Source organism: Geminicoccus flavidas, assembly GCF_009806515.1.
Taxonomy (GTDB): domain Bacteria; phylum Pseudomonadota; class Alphaproteobacteria; order Geminicoccales; family Geminicoccaceae; genus Geminicoccus; species Geminicoccus flavidus.
Map to the genome: position 1 here is coordinate 1 of NZ_WUJP01000698.1, position 15,908 is coordinate 15,908.

At 67.9% G+C, this 15,908-nt stretch carries 19 protein-coding genes; 5 read left to right on the forward strand and 14 right to left on the reverse strand.

The features are described from left to right. Both EQG76_RS19985 and EQG76_RS19990 read left to right on the forward strand, forming a co-directional pair. Nucleotides 1–221: hypothetical protein (locus tag EQG76_RS19985; RefSeq protein ID WP_159716107.1), on the forward strand; the 221-nt coding region annotated here is incomplete at its 5' end. After that, nucleotides 208–975, forward strand: coding sequence for an enoyl-CoA hydratase/isomerase family protein (locus EQG76_RS19990; RefSeq protein WP_159716108.1), 768 nt, complete (start codon nt 208–210; stop codon nt 973–975). The genes EQG76_RS19985 and EQG76_RS19990, both read left to right, overlap by 14 nt. Here EQG76_RS19990 and EQG76_RS19995 read toward each other — a convergent pair. Further along, nucleotides 972–1,934, reverse strand: a complete 963-nt coding sequence (locus EQG76_RS19995; protein WP_159716109.1) for a sugar kinase — start codon at nt 1,932–1,934, stop codon at nt 972–974. The two genes, EQG76_RS19990 and EQG76_RS19995, sit on opposite strands and share 4 nt — an antisense overlap. Before the next feature lie 113 nt (nt 1,935–2,047). Further along, on the reverse strand, nt 2,048–2,401 hold the full coding sequence (locus tag EQG76_RS20000) for a DUF1127 domain-containing protein (protein WP_159716110.1): 354 nt from the start codon (nt 2,399–2,401) through the stop codon (nt 2,048–2,050). 88 nt (nt 2,402–2,489) lie between these two features. Here EQG76_RS20000 and EQG76_RS20005 point away from each other — a divergent pair, with 88 nt between their 5' ends. Further along, complete coding sequence (locus EQG76_RS20005; RefSeq protein ID WP_159716111.1) at nt 2,490–3,404, forward strand: LysR substrate-binding domain-containing protein; 915 nt, start codon at nt 2,490–2,492, stop codon at nt 3,402–3,404. Nucleotides 3,405–3,494: 90 nt separating this feature from the next. After that, the gene (locus EQG76_RS20010) at nt 3,495–4,109 is read left to right on the forward strand and encodes a hypothetical protein (RefSeq protein WP_159716112.1); all 615 of its coding nucleotides are present in this window, start codon (nt 3,495–3,497) and stop codon (nt 4,107–4,109) included. 12 nt (nt 4,110–4,121) lie between these two features. Here the strand turns inward: EQG76_RS20010 and EQG76_RS20015 are convergent, their stop codons facing one another. The 12 genes from EQG76_RS20015 to EQG76_RS20070 all read right to left on the reverse strand — a co-directional run bounded on the left by EQG76_RS20015 (nt 4,122) and on the right by EQG76_RS20070 (nt 14,704). Beyond that, entirely contained in the window at nt 4,122–4,526 is a 405-nt protein-coding gene (locus EQG76_RS20015; RefSeq protein ID WP_159716113.1) for a carboxymuconolactone decarboxylase family protein, read from the reverse strand. Then, entirely contained in the window at nt 4,447–4,890 is a 444-nt protein-coding gene (locus EQG76_RS20020) for a MerR family transcriptional regulator (RefSeq protein ID WP_159716114.1), read from the reverse strand. The genes EQG76_RS20015 and EQG76_RS20020 overlap by 80 nt, the downstream gene beginning before the upstream one ends. Before the next feature lie 894 nt (nt 4,891–5,784). Further along, nucleotides 5,785–6,414 carry a dihydroxyacetone kinase subunit DhaL gene (dhaL, locus tag EQG76_RS20025; protein ID WP_159716115.1) on the reverse strand — a complete coding sequence of 210 codons (630 nt, stop codon included), beginning with the start codon at nt 6,412–6,414 and terminating at the stop codon, nt 5,785–5,787. 9 nt (nt 6,415–6,423) lie between these two features. Then, nucleotides 6,424–7,419 carry a dihydroxyacetone kinase subunit DhaK gene (locus tag EQG76_RS20030; protein WP_159716116.1) on the reverse strand — a complete coding sequence of 332 codons (996 nt, stop codon included), beginning with the start codon at nt 7,417–7,419 and terminating at the stop codon, nt 6,424–6,426. 7 nt (nt 7,420–7,426) lie between these two features. Further along, nucleotides 7,427–7,612, reverse strand: a complete 186-nt coding sequence (locus EQG76_RS20035; RefSeq protein WP_159716117.1) for a hypothetical protein — start codon at nt 7,610–7,612, stop codon at nt 7,427–7,429. Next, complete coding sequence (locus EQG76_RS20040) at nt 7,609–8,697, reverse strand: ABC transporter ATP-binding protein (protein WP_159716118.1); 1,089 nt, start codon at nt 8,695–8,697, stop codon at nt 7,609–7,611. The genes EQG76_RS20035 and EQG76_RS20040 overlap by 4 nt, the downstream gene beginning before the upstream one ends. A gap of 2 nt (nt 8,698–8,699) precedes the next feature. Beyond that, entirely contained in the window at nt 8,700–9,779 is a 1,080-nt protein-coding gene (locus EQG76_RS20045; RefSeq protein WP_159716119.1) for an ABC transporter ATP-binding protein, read from the reverse strand. After that, the gene (locus EQG76_RS20050) at nt 9,779–10,705 is read right to left on the reverse strand and encodes a carbohydrate ABC transporter permease (RefSeq protein WP_159716120.1); all 927 of its coding nucleotides are present in this window, start codon (nt 10,703–10,705) and stop codon (nt 9,779–9,781) included. The genes EQG76_RS20045 and EQG76_RS20050 overlap by 1 nt, the downstream gene beginning before the upstream one ends. Continuing rightward, the gene (locus EQG76_RS20055) at nt 10,702–11,562 is read right to left on the reverse strand and encodes a carbohydrate ABC transporter permease (protein ID WP_159716121.1); all 861 of its coding nucleotides are present in this window, start codon (nt 11,560–11,562) and stop codon (nt 10,702–10,704) included. The genes EQG76_RS20050 and EQG76_RS20055 overlap by 4 nt, the downstream gene beginning before the upstream one ends. 65 nt (nt 11,563–11,627) lie before the next feature. Further along, nucleotides 11,628–13,046 (reverse strand): ABC transporter substrate-binding protein, encoded by a 1,419-nt coding sequence (locus tag EQG76_RS20060; RefSeq protein WP_159716122.1) that lies wholly within the window; start codon nt 13,044–13,046, stop codon nt 11,628–11,630. Nucleotides 13,047–13,078: 32 nt separating this feature from the next. Next, nucleotides 13,079–13,867, reverse strand: a complete 789-nt coding sequence (locus EQG76_RS20065) for a DeoR/GlpR family DNA-binding transcription regulator (RefSeq protein ID WP_159716123.1) — start codon at nt 13,865–13,867, stop codon at nt 13,079–13,081. A gap of 102 nt (nt 13,868–13,969) precedes the next feature. After that, a complete protein-coding gene (locus EQG76_RS20070) occupies nt 13,970–14,704 on the reverse strand; it encodes a DeoR/GlpR family DNA-binding transcription regulator (RefSeq protein ID WP_159716124.1) in 735 nt (244 codons plus the stop codon). Between the two features lie 284 nt (nt 14,705–14,988). On the opposite strand from EQG76_RS20070, the gene EQG76_RS20075 reads away from it, so the two are divergent. Then, nucleotides 14,989–15,908 (forward strand): substrate-binding domain-containing protein (locus tag EQG76_RS20075; protein ID WP_159716125.1); only part of this gene is annotated, 920 nt, incomplete at its 3' end.

Genomic DNA, 15,908 nt, shown 5'->3' on the forward strand with positions numbered 1-15,908 from the left:
GGCTGCAGGCGGTACCGTTCGGCGCCAGCATCCTGGGCGTGGCCCTGCTGGCCGCCGGTCAGCCGCTGGCCGCGGCCCTGGGCACGGCGCTGCTGCTGGCCGGCTGCCTAGGCTTCCTCCTGTGGCTGCTGCTCGCCAGGGGCATGGCGGAGAGCAACGAGTTCGGGCCGGTGCCGGCGGCACCGGCCGGACGCAGCGGAGCAAGCCATGGCAGCCGATGATCACGTCCGCTGGACCCTCCATGGCCGGGTCGGGCGGATCACGCTCGATCGGCCCGAGCGCCGCAACGCGCTGACCGAGGCGATGTGGACCCGTCTGGCCGAGCTTGCGACCGGTCTTCCCGGGGAGGTCCGGGCCCTAGTGGTGGACGGTGCCGGCGGGGCGTTCTCGTCGGGCAACGACATCGAGATGCTCCAGACCAGCCTGACCGACCCGGAGGCTACCCGCCGCTTCCACGAGCTGGTCGACCGGGCGCTCCAGGCGGTGCGCGACCTGCCGATCCCGACCATCGCGGCGGTCGACGGGGTCTGCTTCGGCGCGGGCCTGATGCTCGCCACCGTCTGCGACCTGCGGATGGCCGCGGCCGATGCCCGGTTCTGCGCGCCGCCGGCCAAGCTCGGCCTGGTCTACGGGATCGGCGAGACCCAGGCGCTGGTGGACGTGGTCGGCCCGGCGCGCGCCAAGGAGCTGCTGTTCACCGCAAGGGCGGTGGACAGTGCCGAGGCGGTGCGCATCGGTCTCGCCGAACGGGCCGCGGACGGTCCGGCCGGCGATGCCGCCATGGAACTGGCTGAAGAGATCGCGGCCCTCTCCGCCGTGACCCATCGCGCCAGCAAGCGGCTGGTGGCAGCGGCGGCCGCCCGGCTGCCCCATGCGCCCTGGATGGAGGAGCTGCGCGACCAAGCGGTCGCGAGCGACGATTTTCGCGAGGGCCGGGCCGCCTTCTTCGCCAAGCGCCGCCCGGAGTTCGGCTAGGCTTTCCCCCGATCCATCTGCGCCAGCCGGTCCGTCTTGGCCAGGAAGGCCTGGACATCGGCCCGGGTCGGGATGGGTGCTACCGCGCCATGGCCGAGCGTGGACAGGGCGGCCGCGGCATTGGCGTAGCGGGCGGCGGCGAACGGGTCGCGTTCGGCCTGCCAGCGCACCAGGAACGAGCCGTCGAACACGTCGCCCGCCCCCGTGGCATCCACCGCCTGGACCGGGAAGGCCGGGGTCACTGCCATCCGCTCCCGCGTGGCGACCATGGTGCCGTCCTTGCCCATGGTCAGCGCTACCACTTCCGGGCCCATCGCCAGATAATGGCGGCAGATCGCCTCGGGCTCATCCAGGCCGGTGAGCTGGCGCGCGTCGTCCAGGCCGGGCAGGAGCAGATCGGTCAGGCGCGCGGTGGCATCCACGATCGCGCGTGCCCGGTCGAGCGGCCAGAGGCGCAGGCGCAGGTTCGGGTCATAGGCCACGATCGTACCGGCGTCCCGCGCGATCCGGATCGCGTGGAACACGGCATCGCAGGCCGAGGTCGAGATCGCCTGGCTGATGCCCGAGACATGCAGGATGGCCGAGCGCCGGACCAGTTCCGCCGGCACATCGTCCGGTTCCACCAGTGCCGAAGCGGAACCGGCGCGCCGGTAGGAGAACTCGTGGCCGTCTGGGCCATAAGAGATGAAATAGATCCCGGTCTGGCTGCCCTTGGGCGTGCGCACGAAGCTGCGGTCCACCCCTTCGCGGTCCCACAGCTTCAGGAAGCGCCGGCCGAACGGGTCGTCGCCCACCGCACCCATGAACGCGGTGCGTGCCCCCTGGCGGGCCGCCGCCACGATCACGTTGGACGTGTCGCCGCCCAGGCCCGGCAGGAACAGATGCTCCCCTTCCCTAGTGACCTCGGCGAACTCCATCAGCGGCTCGCCGAAGGCCAACAGGTCGAAGTCGCGCTGCATCTCGATCTCCCGCGCCGGACACGGGGGCTCTTCACCCGATCGGCCACGGGAAGGCAAGCACCCACACCCGGCCGTCGGGGGAAAGCGGCCGGGCGTGGTGCCTGCAGGGGGGCTCAGTAGTAGCGGTTGGACCGGGTCATGGCCGCACGGCGGCGCTGGGTCTCCAGCGTGTCGTAGTCGAGCGGCGTCCAGAACGGCTGCAGAGCCTCGCGCTCCACATCGGCCCGGGTCAGGCCGATGTCGCTCAGGACATGGTCCGGCAAGCGCTGCAGGTCGCGGCGCGCTCGCCAGTCGGTCCACAGGCGCAGCAGGCGGGTAACGATGCCAGCCGGCTGCGCGCGACCTGCGACCCTTGCCCCATCCGCGACGATCTTGCTGCGCACGGATGCCGTGCAGGCACCACCGGAAAGCTGGAAGGTCGAGGACAGGGCGTGCGTGGTCACCTGCCGGTTGCTCTCGGCATGCATGTCACCTTCTCCATCAGGGGGGAGGTCCACCGACCTCACATCCGAGAATATGCGCTGGCGGCTCCCATCAATCCAACGCATAATATTGATGGTTCGCTTCAACGAAGTTGATGTGAGTTCGACCATGGACCGGATGCTCGATCCCGACCTGCTGGCGACGCTGGTGGCGATCGCCGAGACCGGCAGCTTCACCGGTGCTGCGGAGCGTGTGCTGCGCAGCCAGTCCGCGGTGAGCATGCAGGTGAAGCGGCTAGAGGACACGGTCGGCCGGCCCTTGTTCACGCGCGAGGGCCGCAATGTCAGCCTCACGCCCGCCGGCGAGACGCTGTTGGTGCATGCGCGCCGGATCCTGCGCGCCCACCGCGAGGCGATCGCGGAATTTTCCGAGCGCGAGCTGGCCGGCGAGGTCACCATCGGCACGCCCGACGACTATGCCGCCACCTACCTGCCATCGATCCTCAGCCTGTTCACCGAAGCCAACCCGAAGCTCACCCTGAACGTGGTCTGCGAGCCTTCGATGACGCTCTCGCAGCGGATCCGTGAGGGCAGCGTCGACATCGCCCTCACCACTCGCGGCAATGGCGAGGTCGGCGGCACGATCGTCCATGCCGAGCCGCTCATGTGGATGGGCTCGCGCCAGCACTGCGCGCACGAGCGCGATCCCTTGCCGCTCGCGGTGTTCGGCGAGCATTGCTGCTTTCGCACCGCCATGCTGCGGACGCTGGCCGAGCAGGGCCGCGAGGCGCGCATCGCGGTCACCTCGGTGTCGATCGCCGGCATCTATGCCGCAATGGAAGCGGGCCTCGCCATCTCCTGCCTGGCCAGCAGCAACCTGACCGCCAGCCTGCGCTCGTTCGGACCCGCCGACGGGTTTCCAGCCCTCCCGGACGTGCAGCTCCTGCTCCAGCGCGCGGCCGGCCGCCGCTCGCTCGCCCTGGACGAACTGGAGGAGCGGATCGTCGAACACTTCCGACGATGGCATCGGGTGCCCCAGGCCGCCTGAGCGGCCGCAGCGCGTTCCCATGCCGGCATTTTCATGGCAGGACCCAGATCACGTGCTGCCGGCCAGAGCAGCCATGCCAGGGAGGCCAGGATGCGTTCCGTGATCGTCGCCGCTGCCGCGGGCCTGCTGCTCGCCGCCTGCACCGCCGCCCCGCCGCCGCCGCAGCCGGCCTCCACCCCCGTGCCGAGCAATCCCCCGCCCGTCACCTCCTCGGTGACGGAGGAGGAAGTGCTGGCGATCGTCGAGGAGATCGACATGACCAGCCGGCTGGTTACCCTGCGCCGGCCCGATGGCAGCCGCGTGCAGATCTATGCGCCGCCGGATGTCCGCAACCTGCAGCAGGTCCGGATCGGCGACGAGGTCGTGGTCACCTATGTCGCCGAGCTTTCGGCGCTGAGGGTAGGCTCGGCCGACAGCCCCGCCGGCGCGCCCACCGAGATCCTGGACCAGGGCGTCATGCGCACGCCCGAAGGCGCCATGCCCGGCATGGCGGTTGGCAGCTCGCTCACCACGACCGTGACGATCGACAGCTACGACCCGGCCACCCACATCGTTACCTTCACCGCTCCGGATGGCGTCCAGGAGCAGGCGGAGATCCAGGATCCAGCCATGCAGGCCAGGGCGGCACGCCTCCAGCCGGGCGACCAGGTCCAGGTCACCCTGAGCGAGGTATCCGCGCTGACGGTGCGCCATCCGGCCCGCTGACCCGGTGGAAGTCTATGCCGCCTCGTGGCCAGCACGGGCGGCGAATACCCGCTTGGCCGCGAACAGCCCGTTCAGGGCCGCGGGGAAGCCGGCATAGACCGCCATCTGGATGATCGTCTCGACGATCTCCTCCTGGCTCAGCCCCACGTTCAGCCCGGCCTCGATATGCACCTCGAGCTGGGGCGTGGCCGTGCCCATGGCGGTCAGCGCCGCAATCGTGGCGACCTCGCGCGAGCGCAGGTCCAGGCCCGGCCGCGTGTACACGTCCCCGAACGGGAACTCGATCAGCATCCGCGCGAAATCGGGGGCGATGTCTGCCATCGCGGTGATGACCCGTTCACCGGCCTGGCCGTCGATCTCGGACAGGGCCTTCAGGCCGCGCTGGTAGCGGTCGTCGGACTGGGGATTGGTCGGCATGGTCGTCGTCCTCTTCGGATGGTGCGCCATAAGCGGCGATCTTCTGGTCGAGGACGCGAAGGCAGGCCTTGAGCTCGGCGAGATCGGCGCGGACCCGGTCGCGATGCACCTCCAGGATCTGGCGGCGCTCGTCCTCGGTGCCGGCCCCGGCCGTCCGCAGCTTTGCATAGCGCAGCATCTCGCGGATCGGCATCCCGGTTGCCCGGAGATGGCCGATGAAGCGGATCCAGACCAGGATACCCTGGTCATAGTCGCGCCGCCCGCCCCGCCCGCGCGGGGCGTAGGGAAGCAGCCCGATCCGCTCGTAGTAGCGGATGGTATGCACGCTCAGCCCGCAGGCTTCAGCCAGGTCTCCGATCCTCATCGCCTGCCTTCGACGTCTTGGACGACCAGCCATCTACGAGTTCGAGTGCGCTCTAAGTCAACGGGGAAATCCACTGGGCGATTCACCGTCGCGAACTCGACCAGCGTGTGCCGTCACCCCATCCGCTTGACGGTCCAGCGCTGCTATTCGGTGTTCAGCGGGTCGATGATGTCGTGGCGATGCGCCTTCAGCCAGGCGAGTGCACGGTCCTCGTCCCGCTCCATGAGGGCCGAGCAACCGACCACGTCCGCTGCCAGGATCGCAGCGATACGTCGTTCGGCCCGCCCTGCAGCACGGCCCGATCTGCTTCGAACTTGCTTGGCCGTTGCCAGGCCGCCTGGGACTTCAGCGGGTCCGGCCAAATGCATCAGCACGATAGGACAGCATGCCTCAGCATGCTATCCTGTGGCCCTGCCTGCAGGATGCGCCGATGCCGTCACCTCGCCTCAGCGCCACAGCAAGTTTTGCACAATCGAACCCGAGACGGGCCCCGAGAAGTGCCTGGCCTGCCTCATCCGCAATCTGCACAAACGAACCCGAGCCAGGCCACGGCATCCGTCACAAGCCTGCATTCATCCACGATCTGCACGATCGAACCCGAGCGAGCCGAGACAGCACTCCGGCAAAACAAGCTCGAGCCGGCACTGCCCCCTTTCGTCATCCCCCGGCTCGTCCGGGGGAACTACCGGTGGACGCCAGTAGTGGTAGATCCCCCGCCTCCGCGGGGGATGATCCGGAAAGGCGAATACGGCCCGCGCGCTGTCGACATGCATTTTTGCACGATCGAACCCGAGACGTACCTCGCGCCATCCCGGCGAAACGAACCGGCGACCGCCCACTCCCCTCACTCTGCCGGAAGCAGGGACGGAGAGAGCTGTCCGCGGACAGGCGGGCTCAGCCCCCGGCGGCGGTGGCGAACGCGTCCAGGATGATGGTCACCGAGATGGCACCCGGGTCGGGGTGGCCCAGCGCCCGGTCGCCCAGCGTGCGCGCCCGGCCGAACTGGGCGACCATGTCCTTGGTGCGCTCGGCCCCTTCCGCGGCCGCCTTGGCCGCAGCGCGGGCCGCAGCCGGCAGGCCGGCGGCGGCATTGGCCCGGGCCGCCTCGGCGGCGGGCGCCAGCGCATCCAGCATGGTCTTGTGCCCGGGCTCCGCCTTGCCGCGCGCCTGCACCGCCTTCTGCCCCTCGAGGAGCGCCGTGGCGAAGCTCTCGGCGTCCAGCACGTCCGCCGTCAGCACCTTGCCCGCCCCGGTGAACAGCGTGCCGAACACCGCACCCGAGGCGCCGCCGCTGGTGCTGACGATCGCCATGCCGACCGTCTTGAACAGGTCGCCCACCGTGGCGGCCGGCTTCTTGTCCAGCGCCTCCTTGGCCGCCTTCATGCCGCGCGCCATGCCCAGCCCATGGTCGCCGTCGCCGATCGCCTGGTCGGCCTTGGTCAGCCGCTCGGTGGACGCGATGATCGCATCGGCGGCGGCGACAAGTGCGGCCTTGGTCTGGTCGACGGTCAGGCGGTCAGACATCGGAAAACCTCAACGCTGGGTGAAGGGAAGCGATTCGCAGGGCGCCTCGATCAGGCGCGCCAGCTCGTCGTCGAGACGGATAAGGGTGATCGAGAAGCCCGCCATCTCCTGCGAGGTGAAGTACGCGCCGATGTCAGTACGCGCCACCTCGATCCCCTTCTCTTGGAGGATCTGCCGGGCCTTCCGGTTGACGATCAGCAGCTCCATCTGGGTGGTCGCCCCCAGATTGTTCAGCAGCATCGCGACCCGATCGCCCCGCTTGAACGGCAGGTCGTTCACCAGCCGGTCGATCATGTTCGCGGTCAGCTCGTCGGCCGGCATCAGCGCCCTGCGCTCCACGCCCGGCTCGCCATGGACGCCCAAACCGATCTCGATCTCGCCCTCGCCCAGCTCGAAGGTCGGCTCGCCGGTCTCGGGCAGGGAGCCCGCGCGCACCGCGACGCCGATCGTGCGGGTATTGGCCTGGGCTTTGTTCACCACCGCCTCGGCCTCATCGAGCGACTTCGCCTCGGCGCATGCGGCCCCGGCGATCTTGACGATGTAGAAGGCGCCGCCGATCCCGCGCCGGTCCTCCGGACGGTCGGTCGCGACATCGTCATTGACCAGCACGGTGCGGACCTCGATGCCGTCCTCGGCGGCCATTTCCGCAGCCATGTCGAAGTTCATCACGTCGCCGGCATAGTTGCCGTAGACGTAGAGCACGCCCTTGCCCTGGTTCGCCGCCACCGTGGCCGCATGGATATGGTTGGGCGGCGGCGAGGCGAAGATGTTGCCGCAGACCGAGGCGTCGGCCAGCCCCTTGCCGACATAGGCCGAGTACATCGGCTCGTGCCCCGACCCGCCGCCCACCAGCAGTGCCACCTTGCCGGGCTCGATGCCGGTCCGCACCAGGGCCGGCGCGTCCTCCAGCTTCCTCAGCCGGCCGTGCGAGGCCAGCACTAGGCCGTCGATGACCTCGGCGACGATGTTTTCCGGATCGTTGATGATCTTCTGGACCTTGGTCATGGGCACCTCAGGAGGGGGAATCGGAGTGCGGTTTGCGCTCGGGCAGGTGGTCCAGCACGTTGAACAGGACCACGCCCAGGAGGATCACGGGGAAGCCCGCGCTGTAGAGCTCGACCAGGAAGGGCTGGCACATCAGCACCACGCCCAGGAGGATCAGGCCGGAAGCGACCTTGTACCAGTACTGGCGCTTCATGCGGCCCTCCGCGTCGGCCCGTGGTCGATCCGCTCGCCGGTGGCGGCATCGAAGTGGAAGACCCGCCCGGGCGGCAGCCGGAACCAGATCGGGTCGCCCTGCTGGGCCTGCAGGTCGAGCTCAACCACCTTCCGGAAGCGCTGGCTGCCCACCCGGACCTCGATCGCCTTGTCCCGCCCCCGGAAGTCGGTGGCCCAGACCCGCCCCTCGGCATAGCCGTCGGTCGGCCGCGTCGTCAGCTCGATATCCTCCGGCCAGATCCCGACCAGCAGACTGCCGCCCGCCTCGCCCGGCCCCGGCAGCCGCATGGGCAGCCCGTCGATCTCGATGCCCTGCCCGGTGACGTGGGCCGGGAACTGCGCCATGGACGGGCTGCCGACCAGCCGGCCGACCGCGGCATGGCGCGGATCGGCGATGATCTCCCCGATCGTGGCGCACTGCAGGATCCGGCCCTTCTCGATCAGCGCCATCCGCGTCGCGATCGCGGCCGCACTCGGATAGTCGTGCGAGGCATAGATCACTGTGGCGCCGGTGGCCTGGTACATGGCCTTGATCTCGCCCTGCAGGCTTTCGCGCAGCTTCAGGTCGAGCGCGGAGAGCGGCTCGTCCAGGAGATAGACGCGCGGCCGGCGCACCAGGGCACGGGCGATCGCCACCCGCTGTTTCTCGCCGCCCGAGAGCTGCTCGATCCGCCGGTCCAGCAGATGGCCGATCCGGAGCGTCGCCGCCGCCTGGGCCACCTCGCGCCTGACCTCGTCCTCCGGGCGCCGATAGACCGGCGAGCGCAGGGGGAAGGCGATGTTGTCGAACACGGACAGGGTGGGCAGCAGGTTGAAGCCCTCGAACACCACCGCCACGTCGCGCTCGCGCGGCGAGGTGGCGGTGACGTCCCGGTTGTCCAGGTGGACGCTGCCCCGGTCCGGCTTCTCCAGCCCGGCGATGCAGCGCAGCGTGGTGGTCTTGCCGGCCCCGGTCGGACCCAGCAGCGCCAGGACCTCGCCTTCCTCCATGGAAAGGTCGACATCCAGGAGCGCCTGCTTGGCGCCGAAGGACTTGGACAGGCCGCTCAGGCGAAGCACGGTCATTGTCAGGCCACCGGCAGTCGCACGCCTTCCGGCGTGAAGTAGAAGATCCGGGCGGGATCGAGATGCATCCGCTCCGGCAGGCTGATGCCGGCATCGGCCGGCAACACCCCACGCCAGACCTGCCCGGACAGCTCGAAGTCGAGGAAGCGCTCGCGTCCCACCGAGTAGGCGATCGGCCGCTCGACGGGCACCGCCGCATGGTCGCCCTGGCTGGCGGGGGTCAGCGAATGCGGCCGAATCCCGATCCGCCCGCGCCGGAGCCCGCTCCGGCGCAGGGCTTCCAGGTGACGCTCCGGCAGCCGGATCGGCACGCCCGCCTCGCCCAGCGCCACGCCGTCCTCGGTGAATGCCGCATCGATCAGGTTGACGCTGGGCGAGCCGATGAAGTGGGCGGCGAACTCGTCGACCGGATCGTCGAACAGCTCCCTGGGCGTGCCCGCCTGCACGATCTTGCCGGCCCGCATCAGCACGACCCGGTCGGCTAGCGACATGGCTTCCCGCTGGTCGTGGGTGACGTGGACCGTGGTCATGCCCAGCTCCTTCTGCAGGTGCCGGAGCTCCCAGCGCATCTCCTCCCGGAACTGCTCATCGATCGCGGAGAGCGGCTCGTCCAACAGCAGGACGCGCGGCTCGCGCACGACTGCCCGGGCCAGCGCCGCTTTCTGCCGGGCACCCGGCGGCAGAGTCCCCGGCCGGCGGTGCAGGATGTCGCCGAGGTCGAAGATCTTGGTCATCCAGGCAATCTTGCGCTCGATCTCCGCTCGCCCTTCGCCCCTGGCCCGCAGGGGGAAGGCGATGTTGTCGCGCACGCGCAGGTGCGGGTAGAGCGAGACGAACTGGAAGACCATTGCCACCTGGCGCACTCTAGGCGGCAGGTGCGAGACCTCGTCCTGGTCGAAGAAGATCTGCCCTGAGGTCGGCTGCTCCAGTCCGGCGATGCAGCGCAGCGTCGTGGTCTTGCCGCAGCCGGAAGGCCCCAGCAGGACGATGAACTCGCCCTGCTCGAAGGCGATCGAGATGTCGTCCACCGCGGCGACCGTGCCGAAGCGGACCGACAGATGGTCGAGAGCCACGCGCGCCATCAGTCTTGCCTGCCCTGCTGGGTGAGGAGCCGCACGAAGATCAGCGACAGGCCGATGATGATCACCAGCATGATCACGGCGAATGCCGAGGCCTGGCCGGTATAGAAATGGCTGAACGCAATCTTGCCCAATCGGAACGCCACCGTCTCCGTGTCGGAACCGGGCCCGCCGCCGGTCATGGCGAAGAACAGGTCGGACTGCTTGAAGGCGTCGATCAGGCGCAGGAGGAAGGCGATTAGGAGGATCGGCATCGACATGGGCAGGGTGACGCGGGTGAAGCGGAAGAAGGGTGATGCCCCGTCGATCTCGGCGGCCTCATTGATGTCAGTGGGAATGCCCCGGAACGCCGCCGTTGCCAGCAGGATCACGAACGGCGTCCACATCCAGGCATCGGCGATCACCACCGCCCAGAGCGCGTTGCCCGGCACGCCCAGCCAGTCGATCTTGACGAAGCCCAAGAGCGTGACGAGGTAGTTTACCACGCCCCACTCGGAATTGAACATGTAGCGCCAAAGAAAGCCCACCACGATCGGGCAGAGCATCATCGGCAGCATGGCGATCGTGAACAGCAGATCGCGGCCCCTGAAGTTGCGCTGGAACGCGTAGGCGACCGCCACGCCGACGCAGAACTGCACCACGACCGTGGCCAGCACGAACTGGCCGGTGAAGACGAACCGCTCCCAGACCGATTCGCGCGACAGGAGCCGCGTGTAGTTCTCCAGCCCGATGAACTCCGAGCCCTTGGCCGGGTTGAGGATCGAGAAGTTCAGGGTCGAGTAGTAGAGCAGCGAGATGAACGGATAGGCCACCATCAGGATCAGGATGGCCAGGGCCGGTGCCATGAACAGGCCGCAGATCGTGCGGTCCGAGATGGCCTTCGGCACGGCATGGGCCGTGGCCCGGCTCGCGGGAATGGCCTGCCTCATGTCCGGCTCCTTCCCAGCACGCCGAAGGTCATGCCCATCAACAGGTACTTGCGGATCAGCCAGAAGAAGATCGCGACCGGGATTACCAGCACCACGCCGGCGGCACAGATCTGCGCCCACTCGATGCCGGTGGCCCCGGTGGCCGAGGAGATCTTGACCGGCAGGGTCTTGGCCTGGGTGGTGGCGAGGATCGTGGAGAAGGCGAACTCGTTCCAGGCGAAGATGAAGCAGAACCCCGCCGTGGCCGCGATGCCGCCGCGCACCATCGGCAGGACCAGATTCCAGAAGGCGTAGAGCCGCGTGTAGCCGTTCACCAATGCGATGTTCTCGATCTCCTCCGGCACGCCGTCGAAGAAGCCCTTCATGATCCAGGTGGCAAGGCCGAGATTGATGAAGGTGACGACCAGGATCAGCCCGGTCCGGGTGTCAGACAGGCCCAGGCGCGAGAACATCACATGGTAGAAGACCAGCACCGCGACCGGCGGGATCATCCGGGTCGAGAGCGCGAAGAACATGAAGTCGTCGCGGCCCGGAAAGGCGAAGCGTGAGCAGGCATAGCCCGCCAGTGTGCCGAAGGCCACCGCCAGTACGGTGCCGGAGACGGAGATGACCACCGAGTTGATCAGGGCGTCGGTCAGCCCCAGCGCCGTCGCGGTCTCCGCCGCCTCGCCGATGCCGAACACCATCCGGTAGCCCGACAGGTCCGGGGTGAAGAACAGGCTGGGCGGCCAAGAGAACAGCTCCTGGCGGTCCTTCAGCGAGGAGAGCACCAGCCAGAGCAAGGGCCCGCACGCATAGATCATGTAGATGCCGATAACGATAGCCGGGATCAGGATCGGCTGGCGGTGAAGCGACATGGGCTCTCGCTTGCGTCCAGTGGCCAGGAGGGGCGGCATCCCTCATCGGGCGCCGCCCCTGGGGGTCAGTCGGTCGGCAGTTCCTCGACCTGGTCCTTGCCGACCGGCGCGATCACCGTGTCGGGCACTTCCGGCGTCTCGTCGGAGCGGACGATCTCGTAGCCGGCATCCTCGAAGGTCTCCTCATGGCGCTCGGCCGCATCGTCCAGCGCTTCCTGCACCGTCTTCTTGCCGGAGATCGCGTTGGAAACCTCCTCCTGGAGGATGTCGAGCAGGACATTGTACTCCGGCAGATGCCAGTAGTCGTTGGTGTATTCCAGTGCCTTGGCGAAGTGCTTGTTGTAGCTGTTCAGTCCCTGCCATTCCGGGTCGTCCAGCACCGACTTCAGGCCGGTCTGGCAGACGGCAGCGTACCGCTTCTGCTGCTCGGGCTGGAAGTACCACTCCATGAACTTGACCAGCTGCGGGATCTTCTTGGAGTAGGTGTTGATGCCCATGCCCTGGCCGCCCACCGAATATTGGCGGCGGAACTTGCCGTCCCGGCCGATCGCACCCGGCAGGTTGCCGAAGCCGGTCACTTCGGCGAACTTGTTGATCTTCGGGTCGGAGTTGGAGCCGTTGAAGTAGTACCACTGCATCGCCATCGCCAGCTTGCCCTGCTGGAAGGCGGCGTTCACCTCGTCCCAGCCCCAGTTCTGGCTGCCGGGCGGGCCGTACTCGAACATGTCGACATAGAACTGCACGCCGTCGACCGAGGCCGGCGAGTTCAGGTAGCCTTTGGCCTCGAAGGTCTCGGGATTGTAGAGCTCGCCGCCGAACGACCACATGAACGAGTTCGACGCGGTGGTGGCGAAGTCGTACTCGCGCCCGCCCATCTGCCCCCAGCCGAACAGGCCCTCGTCCGGCCGGGTGAAGAACTCGGCGATCTCCTTGGCGTCCTGGTAGGTCTGCGGGACCTTGAGGTCCTTGCCGTACTTCTCCTTGAACGCCGCCTGCTCCTCCGGGTCCTCGAACAGGTCCTTGCGCCACATGAAGCCATAGGCGTCCTGGTTGATCGGCAGGCCCCAGTACTGGCCCGAGCCGTCCGGATACTCGCCATATCGGGCGAGCGAGGCCGGGTCGAACAGCTCCGGCTTCAGATAGTCGGATTCCTCGAAGACCTTGTTGATCGAGTAGGCATGGCCGCCGCCGGCGAACTCGGCGGTGGACTGGCTGTCCCACATCGCGAAGTCGAAGCCGTCACCCTTGATCGCGAACTCGGACGCGATCTTGTTGTGCCATTCCGGCCCATAGGGGACCAGGGCCGGGACGATCGAGACGTTCTTGTCGGGGTAGTCCTTCGCGATGTTGACCACCGCATCGGCGCAGGTGCCGGCATGCCAGATGAAGGTCAGCGTCTCGGCCGCACCTGCCGGGCTGCTCAGGCCGGCCATGGCCAGCACGACGGCGGCGCTGGCGCCACCCATCCAGGTCTTCTTCGTCATCGTTCCTGCCTCCCTAGATCAACCATCGAGCGTCAATGCCCATGACCGGGCCCAGGGCCGGGCGTGACCAGCTCCAGCCGGACCCCGTCTCCCTGCAATGCCTGGCGAACCTCGGGCGGCAGGCCCTCGGTGACCAGGACGGAATCGAACTCACGCAGCGGTGCGAACAGGTTGAGCGCGGAGCGGCCGACCTTGGAGCGGTCGAAGGCGATCACCGACCGCTCGGCTGCCGCCTTCATGGCGAGCTTTGCCCGGATGATGTCCGGGTCGTGCAGATAGGCGCTGGTGCCGCGCACCGCCGAGGTCGAGAAGATCGCGAGGTCGGCGCGCAGCCGCGCCACCGCCGCCTCGCAGACCAGGCCGAAGAACGCGTTGCTGACCGGATCGTACCTGCCGCCCAGCGCGATCAGGGTGATCTCGTCGGCGCGGCGGAAGCTCTCGATCACCTTCAGCCCGTTGGTGATGACGGTGAGCGGCCGCTTGTGCTCGAGGAAGGGGACGATGCTGGCGGCGGTGGAGGAATCGTCCAGCACGACCGCCATGCCGGGCTCGACCAGCTCGGCCATGCGCTGGGCCAAGGCCGCCTTTTCCGCACGGTTCTGCCGCTCGCGATAGGCATAGTCGCCCTCGAACAGGATGCTCGTGGTCAGCGTGGCGCCGCCCCGGACCTTGCGGACCAGGCGCTGCTCGGCCAAACGATCCAGGTCGCGATGCACCGTCATCCTGCTGACGCGCATCTGCTCGACCAGCTCATCGACCGTGGCGTTCTCGTGGACGCGCAGATATTGAAGCAGCGCCTCCCGGCGCACCTCGCCACGCACCCTGCCTCCCCTTGATCTCGTGCGGCTATCTGCCGTTATGCGCCGGGATGTAACAGGTGGAGATGGGATCGCAACAGTTTTGTCTGGTATCTGAAGCGCGGATCACGCCGCGTCGGAAGCGGGCGGCTTCCTGATGCCGGCCTCGGTCACGATGGCAGCGAACGAAGCGAGATCGGCGAAATAGGCCGGAGTCAGCCGGCCGAACTTGCTGCTGTCGGCGACCAAGTAGGAGACCAAGGCATTCTCCATCGCCGCACGCTTGACCAGCACCTCGTGGAAGTTGGTGCAGCTCACCCCGCGGGTGGGATGGATGCCGCCCGCCGAGATGAACGCCTTGTTCAGCCGGACCGAGCGCAGCGTAGCGAGTCCGCTGTCGCTTTCGAAGGAGCCGGGATCCTCATGGTAGAGGCCACCCATCAGCACCAGGCGGATGCCGGGGCGGCGAGCCACCGCTTCCGCGATGTTCAGCGCATAGCAGACGACGGTGAGGCGGCGGTCCTGGGGCAGCCGCCTGGCCAGATGCGCGAGCGTGGTGCCGCAATCCACGAACAGCGTGTCCTCGGGCTCGATCAGGCTACAGGCCCATTCGCAGGCACGGATCTTCGCCGCACGCGCGTCCTCCTGGGCCTGCAGGCCGACGGCCTCGGGCGGGGCGGCCCGTTCGGGCAGGATGTGCCCGCCCAGGATCGACAGCCGGCCGTCGGTCGATGCCACGTCGCGGCGGATCGTCATCTCGGACACGCCGAGCCGTGCCCCGGCCTCCTTCAGGCCGAGCATGCCGTGACGCGCGACCTGCTCCATGAGGACGGCGATTCGCTGCTGCTTTCCGATGGCCATGCCGCACCGATCCTGTGGGGGTGACGGTAGAAGCCTATAGATCATGTTGTGATTCTGACAATTGTTAGATCCGACGCATGTCTTCGTGCCGGCGACGCTGGCACCGCTGCCGCGGAAGGCGGCAGGCAGGCCAGATATTGAGCAGCTATTCTTCCGTTTAACCGCTCTCTGCCATGGGGCGTATTCCTGTGTTGACAGCATCAGGCTCGTTACTACGGTAACAAAAAAGCCGGTGCGGAGCCCTCGCGCCTAACACCGTGCGATCCTGCGTGGGAGAACGCCTGATGCTGAAGTCTCTCTGCCTGATCACTTCGGCGCTGGCGGTACTGCCGCTGGCGGCGGCCTCGGCGCAGGAGCGCCTGCCGATCACCAACGCGACCTGTGCGGAACTGGCGGCCCGCTACGAGAAGCTGCCGTTCACCGACATCCTGCCGATGGACGAGGGCCCGGTGGTCGTCGACGGCGAGGAGAAGCCGCTCACGATCGGGTTCTCGCAGACCGGGTTCAACCATCCCTGGCGCGTGTCGATGCTGGAATCGCTGCAGGCCGAGGCTTGCCGGCATCCGAACATCGAGCTGGTAGTGCTGGACGGCAATGTCGACGTCGCCAAGCAGAACAACGACGTGCGCGACCTGATCGCTCGCGGGGTCGACGCGGTGATCATGAGCCCGGTGGAATCGGCGGCCCTGGTGCCGGCGGCGCGCGCGGTCATGAACGAGGGCCTGCCGCTGGTCGTGCTCGACCGCGACGTGCCGACCGACAAGACCCTGTTCATCGGCCAGAGCAACGTCACCATGGCCGAGGGCGTCGCGAAGAAGATGGCCGACGACCTGGGTGGCAAGGGCAAGATCGTGGTGATCACCGGCCTGCAGGGCTCCTCGCCGGCGGTCGACCGCAACAAGGGCATGGAGAACGTGCTCCAGGACTACCCGGACATCGAGGTGCTGGTGACCGGCGACGGCCAATGGATCCGCGAGCCTGCGGTGAAGCTGATGGAGGACTGGCTGACCGCCTATCCGGAGATCGACGCAGTGTTCTCCCATGCCGAGGAATCATCCTGGGGTGCGCAGCTCGCGATCGCCCGGGCGAACCGCTGCGGGGACGGGATCAAGCACTACACGTTCGACGGCTCCAATGCCGGGTTCAAGTCGGTCAAGGCCGGCACGTTCGGCGCAGACGGCAACTATACTCCGTTCATCGGCGA

Excerpts from the sequence above, each read along its gene's own strand:
- EQG76_RS19995 (WP_159716109.1), bottom strand. The coding sequence starts at position 1,934 with ATGCAGCGCGACTTCGACCTGTTGGCCTTCGGCGAGCCGCTGATGGAG.
- EQG76_RS20040 (WP_159716118.1), bottom strand. The coding sequence starts at position 8,697 with ATGACCGTGCTTCGCCTGAGCGGCCTGTCCAAGTCCTTCGGCGCCAAG.
- EQG76_RS20005 (WP_159716111.1), top strand. The coding sequence starts at position 2,490 with ATGGTTCGCTTCAACGAAGTTGATGTGAGTTCGACCATGGACCGGATG.
- dhaL (WP_159716115.1), bottom strand. The coding sequence starts at position 6,414 with ATGTCTGACCGCCTGACCGTCGACCAGACCAAGGCCGCACTTGTCGCC.
- EQG76_RS20020 (WP_159716114.1), bottom strand. The coding sequence starts at position 4,890 with ATGAGGATCGGAGACCTGGCTGAAGCCTGCGGGCTGAGCGTGCATACC.
- EQG76_RS19990 (WP_159716108.1), top strand. The coding sequence starts at position 208 with ATGGCAGCCGATGATCACGTCCGCTGGACCCTCCATGGCCGGGTCGGG.
- EQG76_RS20015 (WP_159716113.1), bottom strand. The coding sequence starts at position 4,526 with ATGCCGACCAATCCCCAGTCCGACGACCGCTACCAGCGCGGCCTGAAG.
- EQG76_RS20035 (WP_159716117.1), bottom strand. The coding sequence starts at position 7,612 with ATGAAGCGCCAGTACTGGTACAAGGTCGCTTCCGGCCTGATCCTCCTG.
- EQG76_RS20045 (WP_159716119.1), bottom strand. The coding sequence starts at position 9,779 with ATGGCGCGCGTGGCTCTCGACCATCTGTCGGTCCGCTTCGGCACGGTC.
- EQG76_RS20060 (WP_159716122.1), bottom strand. The coding sequence starts at position 13,046 with ATGACGAAGAAGACCTGGATGGGTGGCGCCAGCGCCGCCGTCGTGCTG.
- EQG76_RS20055 (WP_159716121.1), bottom strand. The coding sequence starts at position 11,562 with ATGTCGCTTCACCGCCAGCCGATCCTGATCCCGGCTATCGTTATCGGC.
- EQG76_RS20070 (WP_159716124.1), bottom strand. The coding sequence starts at position 14,704 with ATGGCCATCGGAAAGCAGCAGCGAATCGCCGTCCTCATGGAGCAGGTC.
- EQG76_RS20010 (WP_159716112.1), top strand. The coding sequence starts at position 3,495 with ATGCGTTCCGTGATCGTCGCCGCTGCCGCGGGCCTGCTGCTCGCCGCC.
- EQG76_RS20050 (WP_159716120.1), bottom strand. The coding sequence starts at position 10,705 with ATGAGGCAGGCCATTCCCGCGAGCCGGGCCACGGCCCATGCCGTGCCG.
- EQG76_RS20000 (WP_159716110.1), bottom strand. The coding sequence starts at position 2,401 with ATGCATGCCGAGAGCAACCGGCAGGTGACCACGCACGCCCTGTCCTCG.
- EQG76_RS20030 (WP_159716116.1), bottom strand. The coding sequence starts at position 7,419 with ATGACCAAGGTCCAGAAGATCATCAACGATCCGGAAAACATCGTCGCC.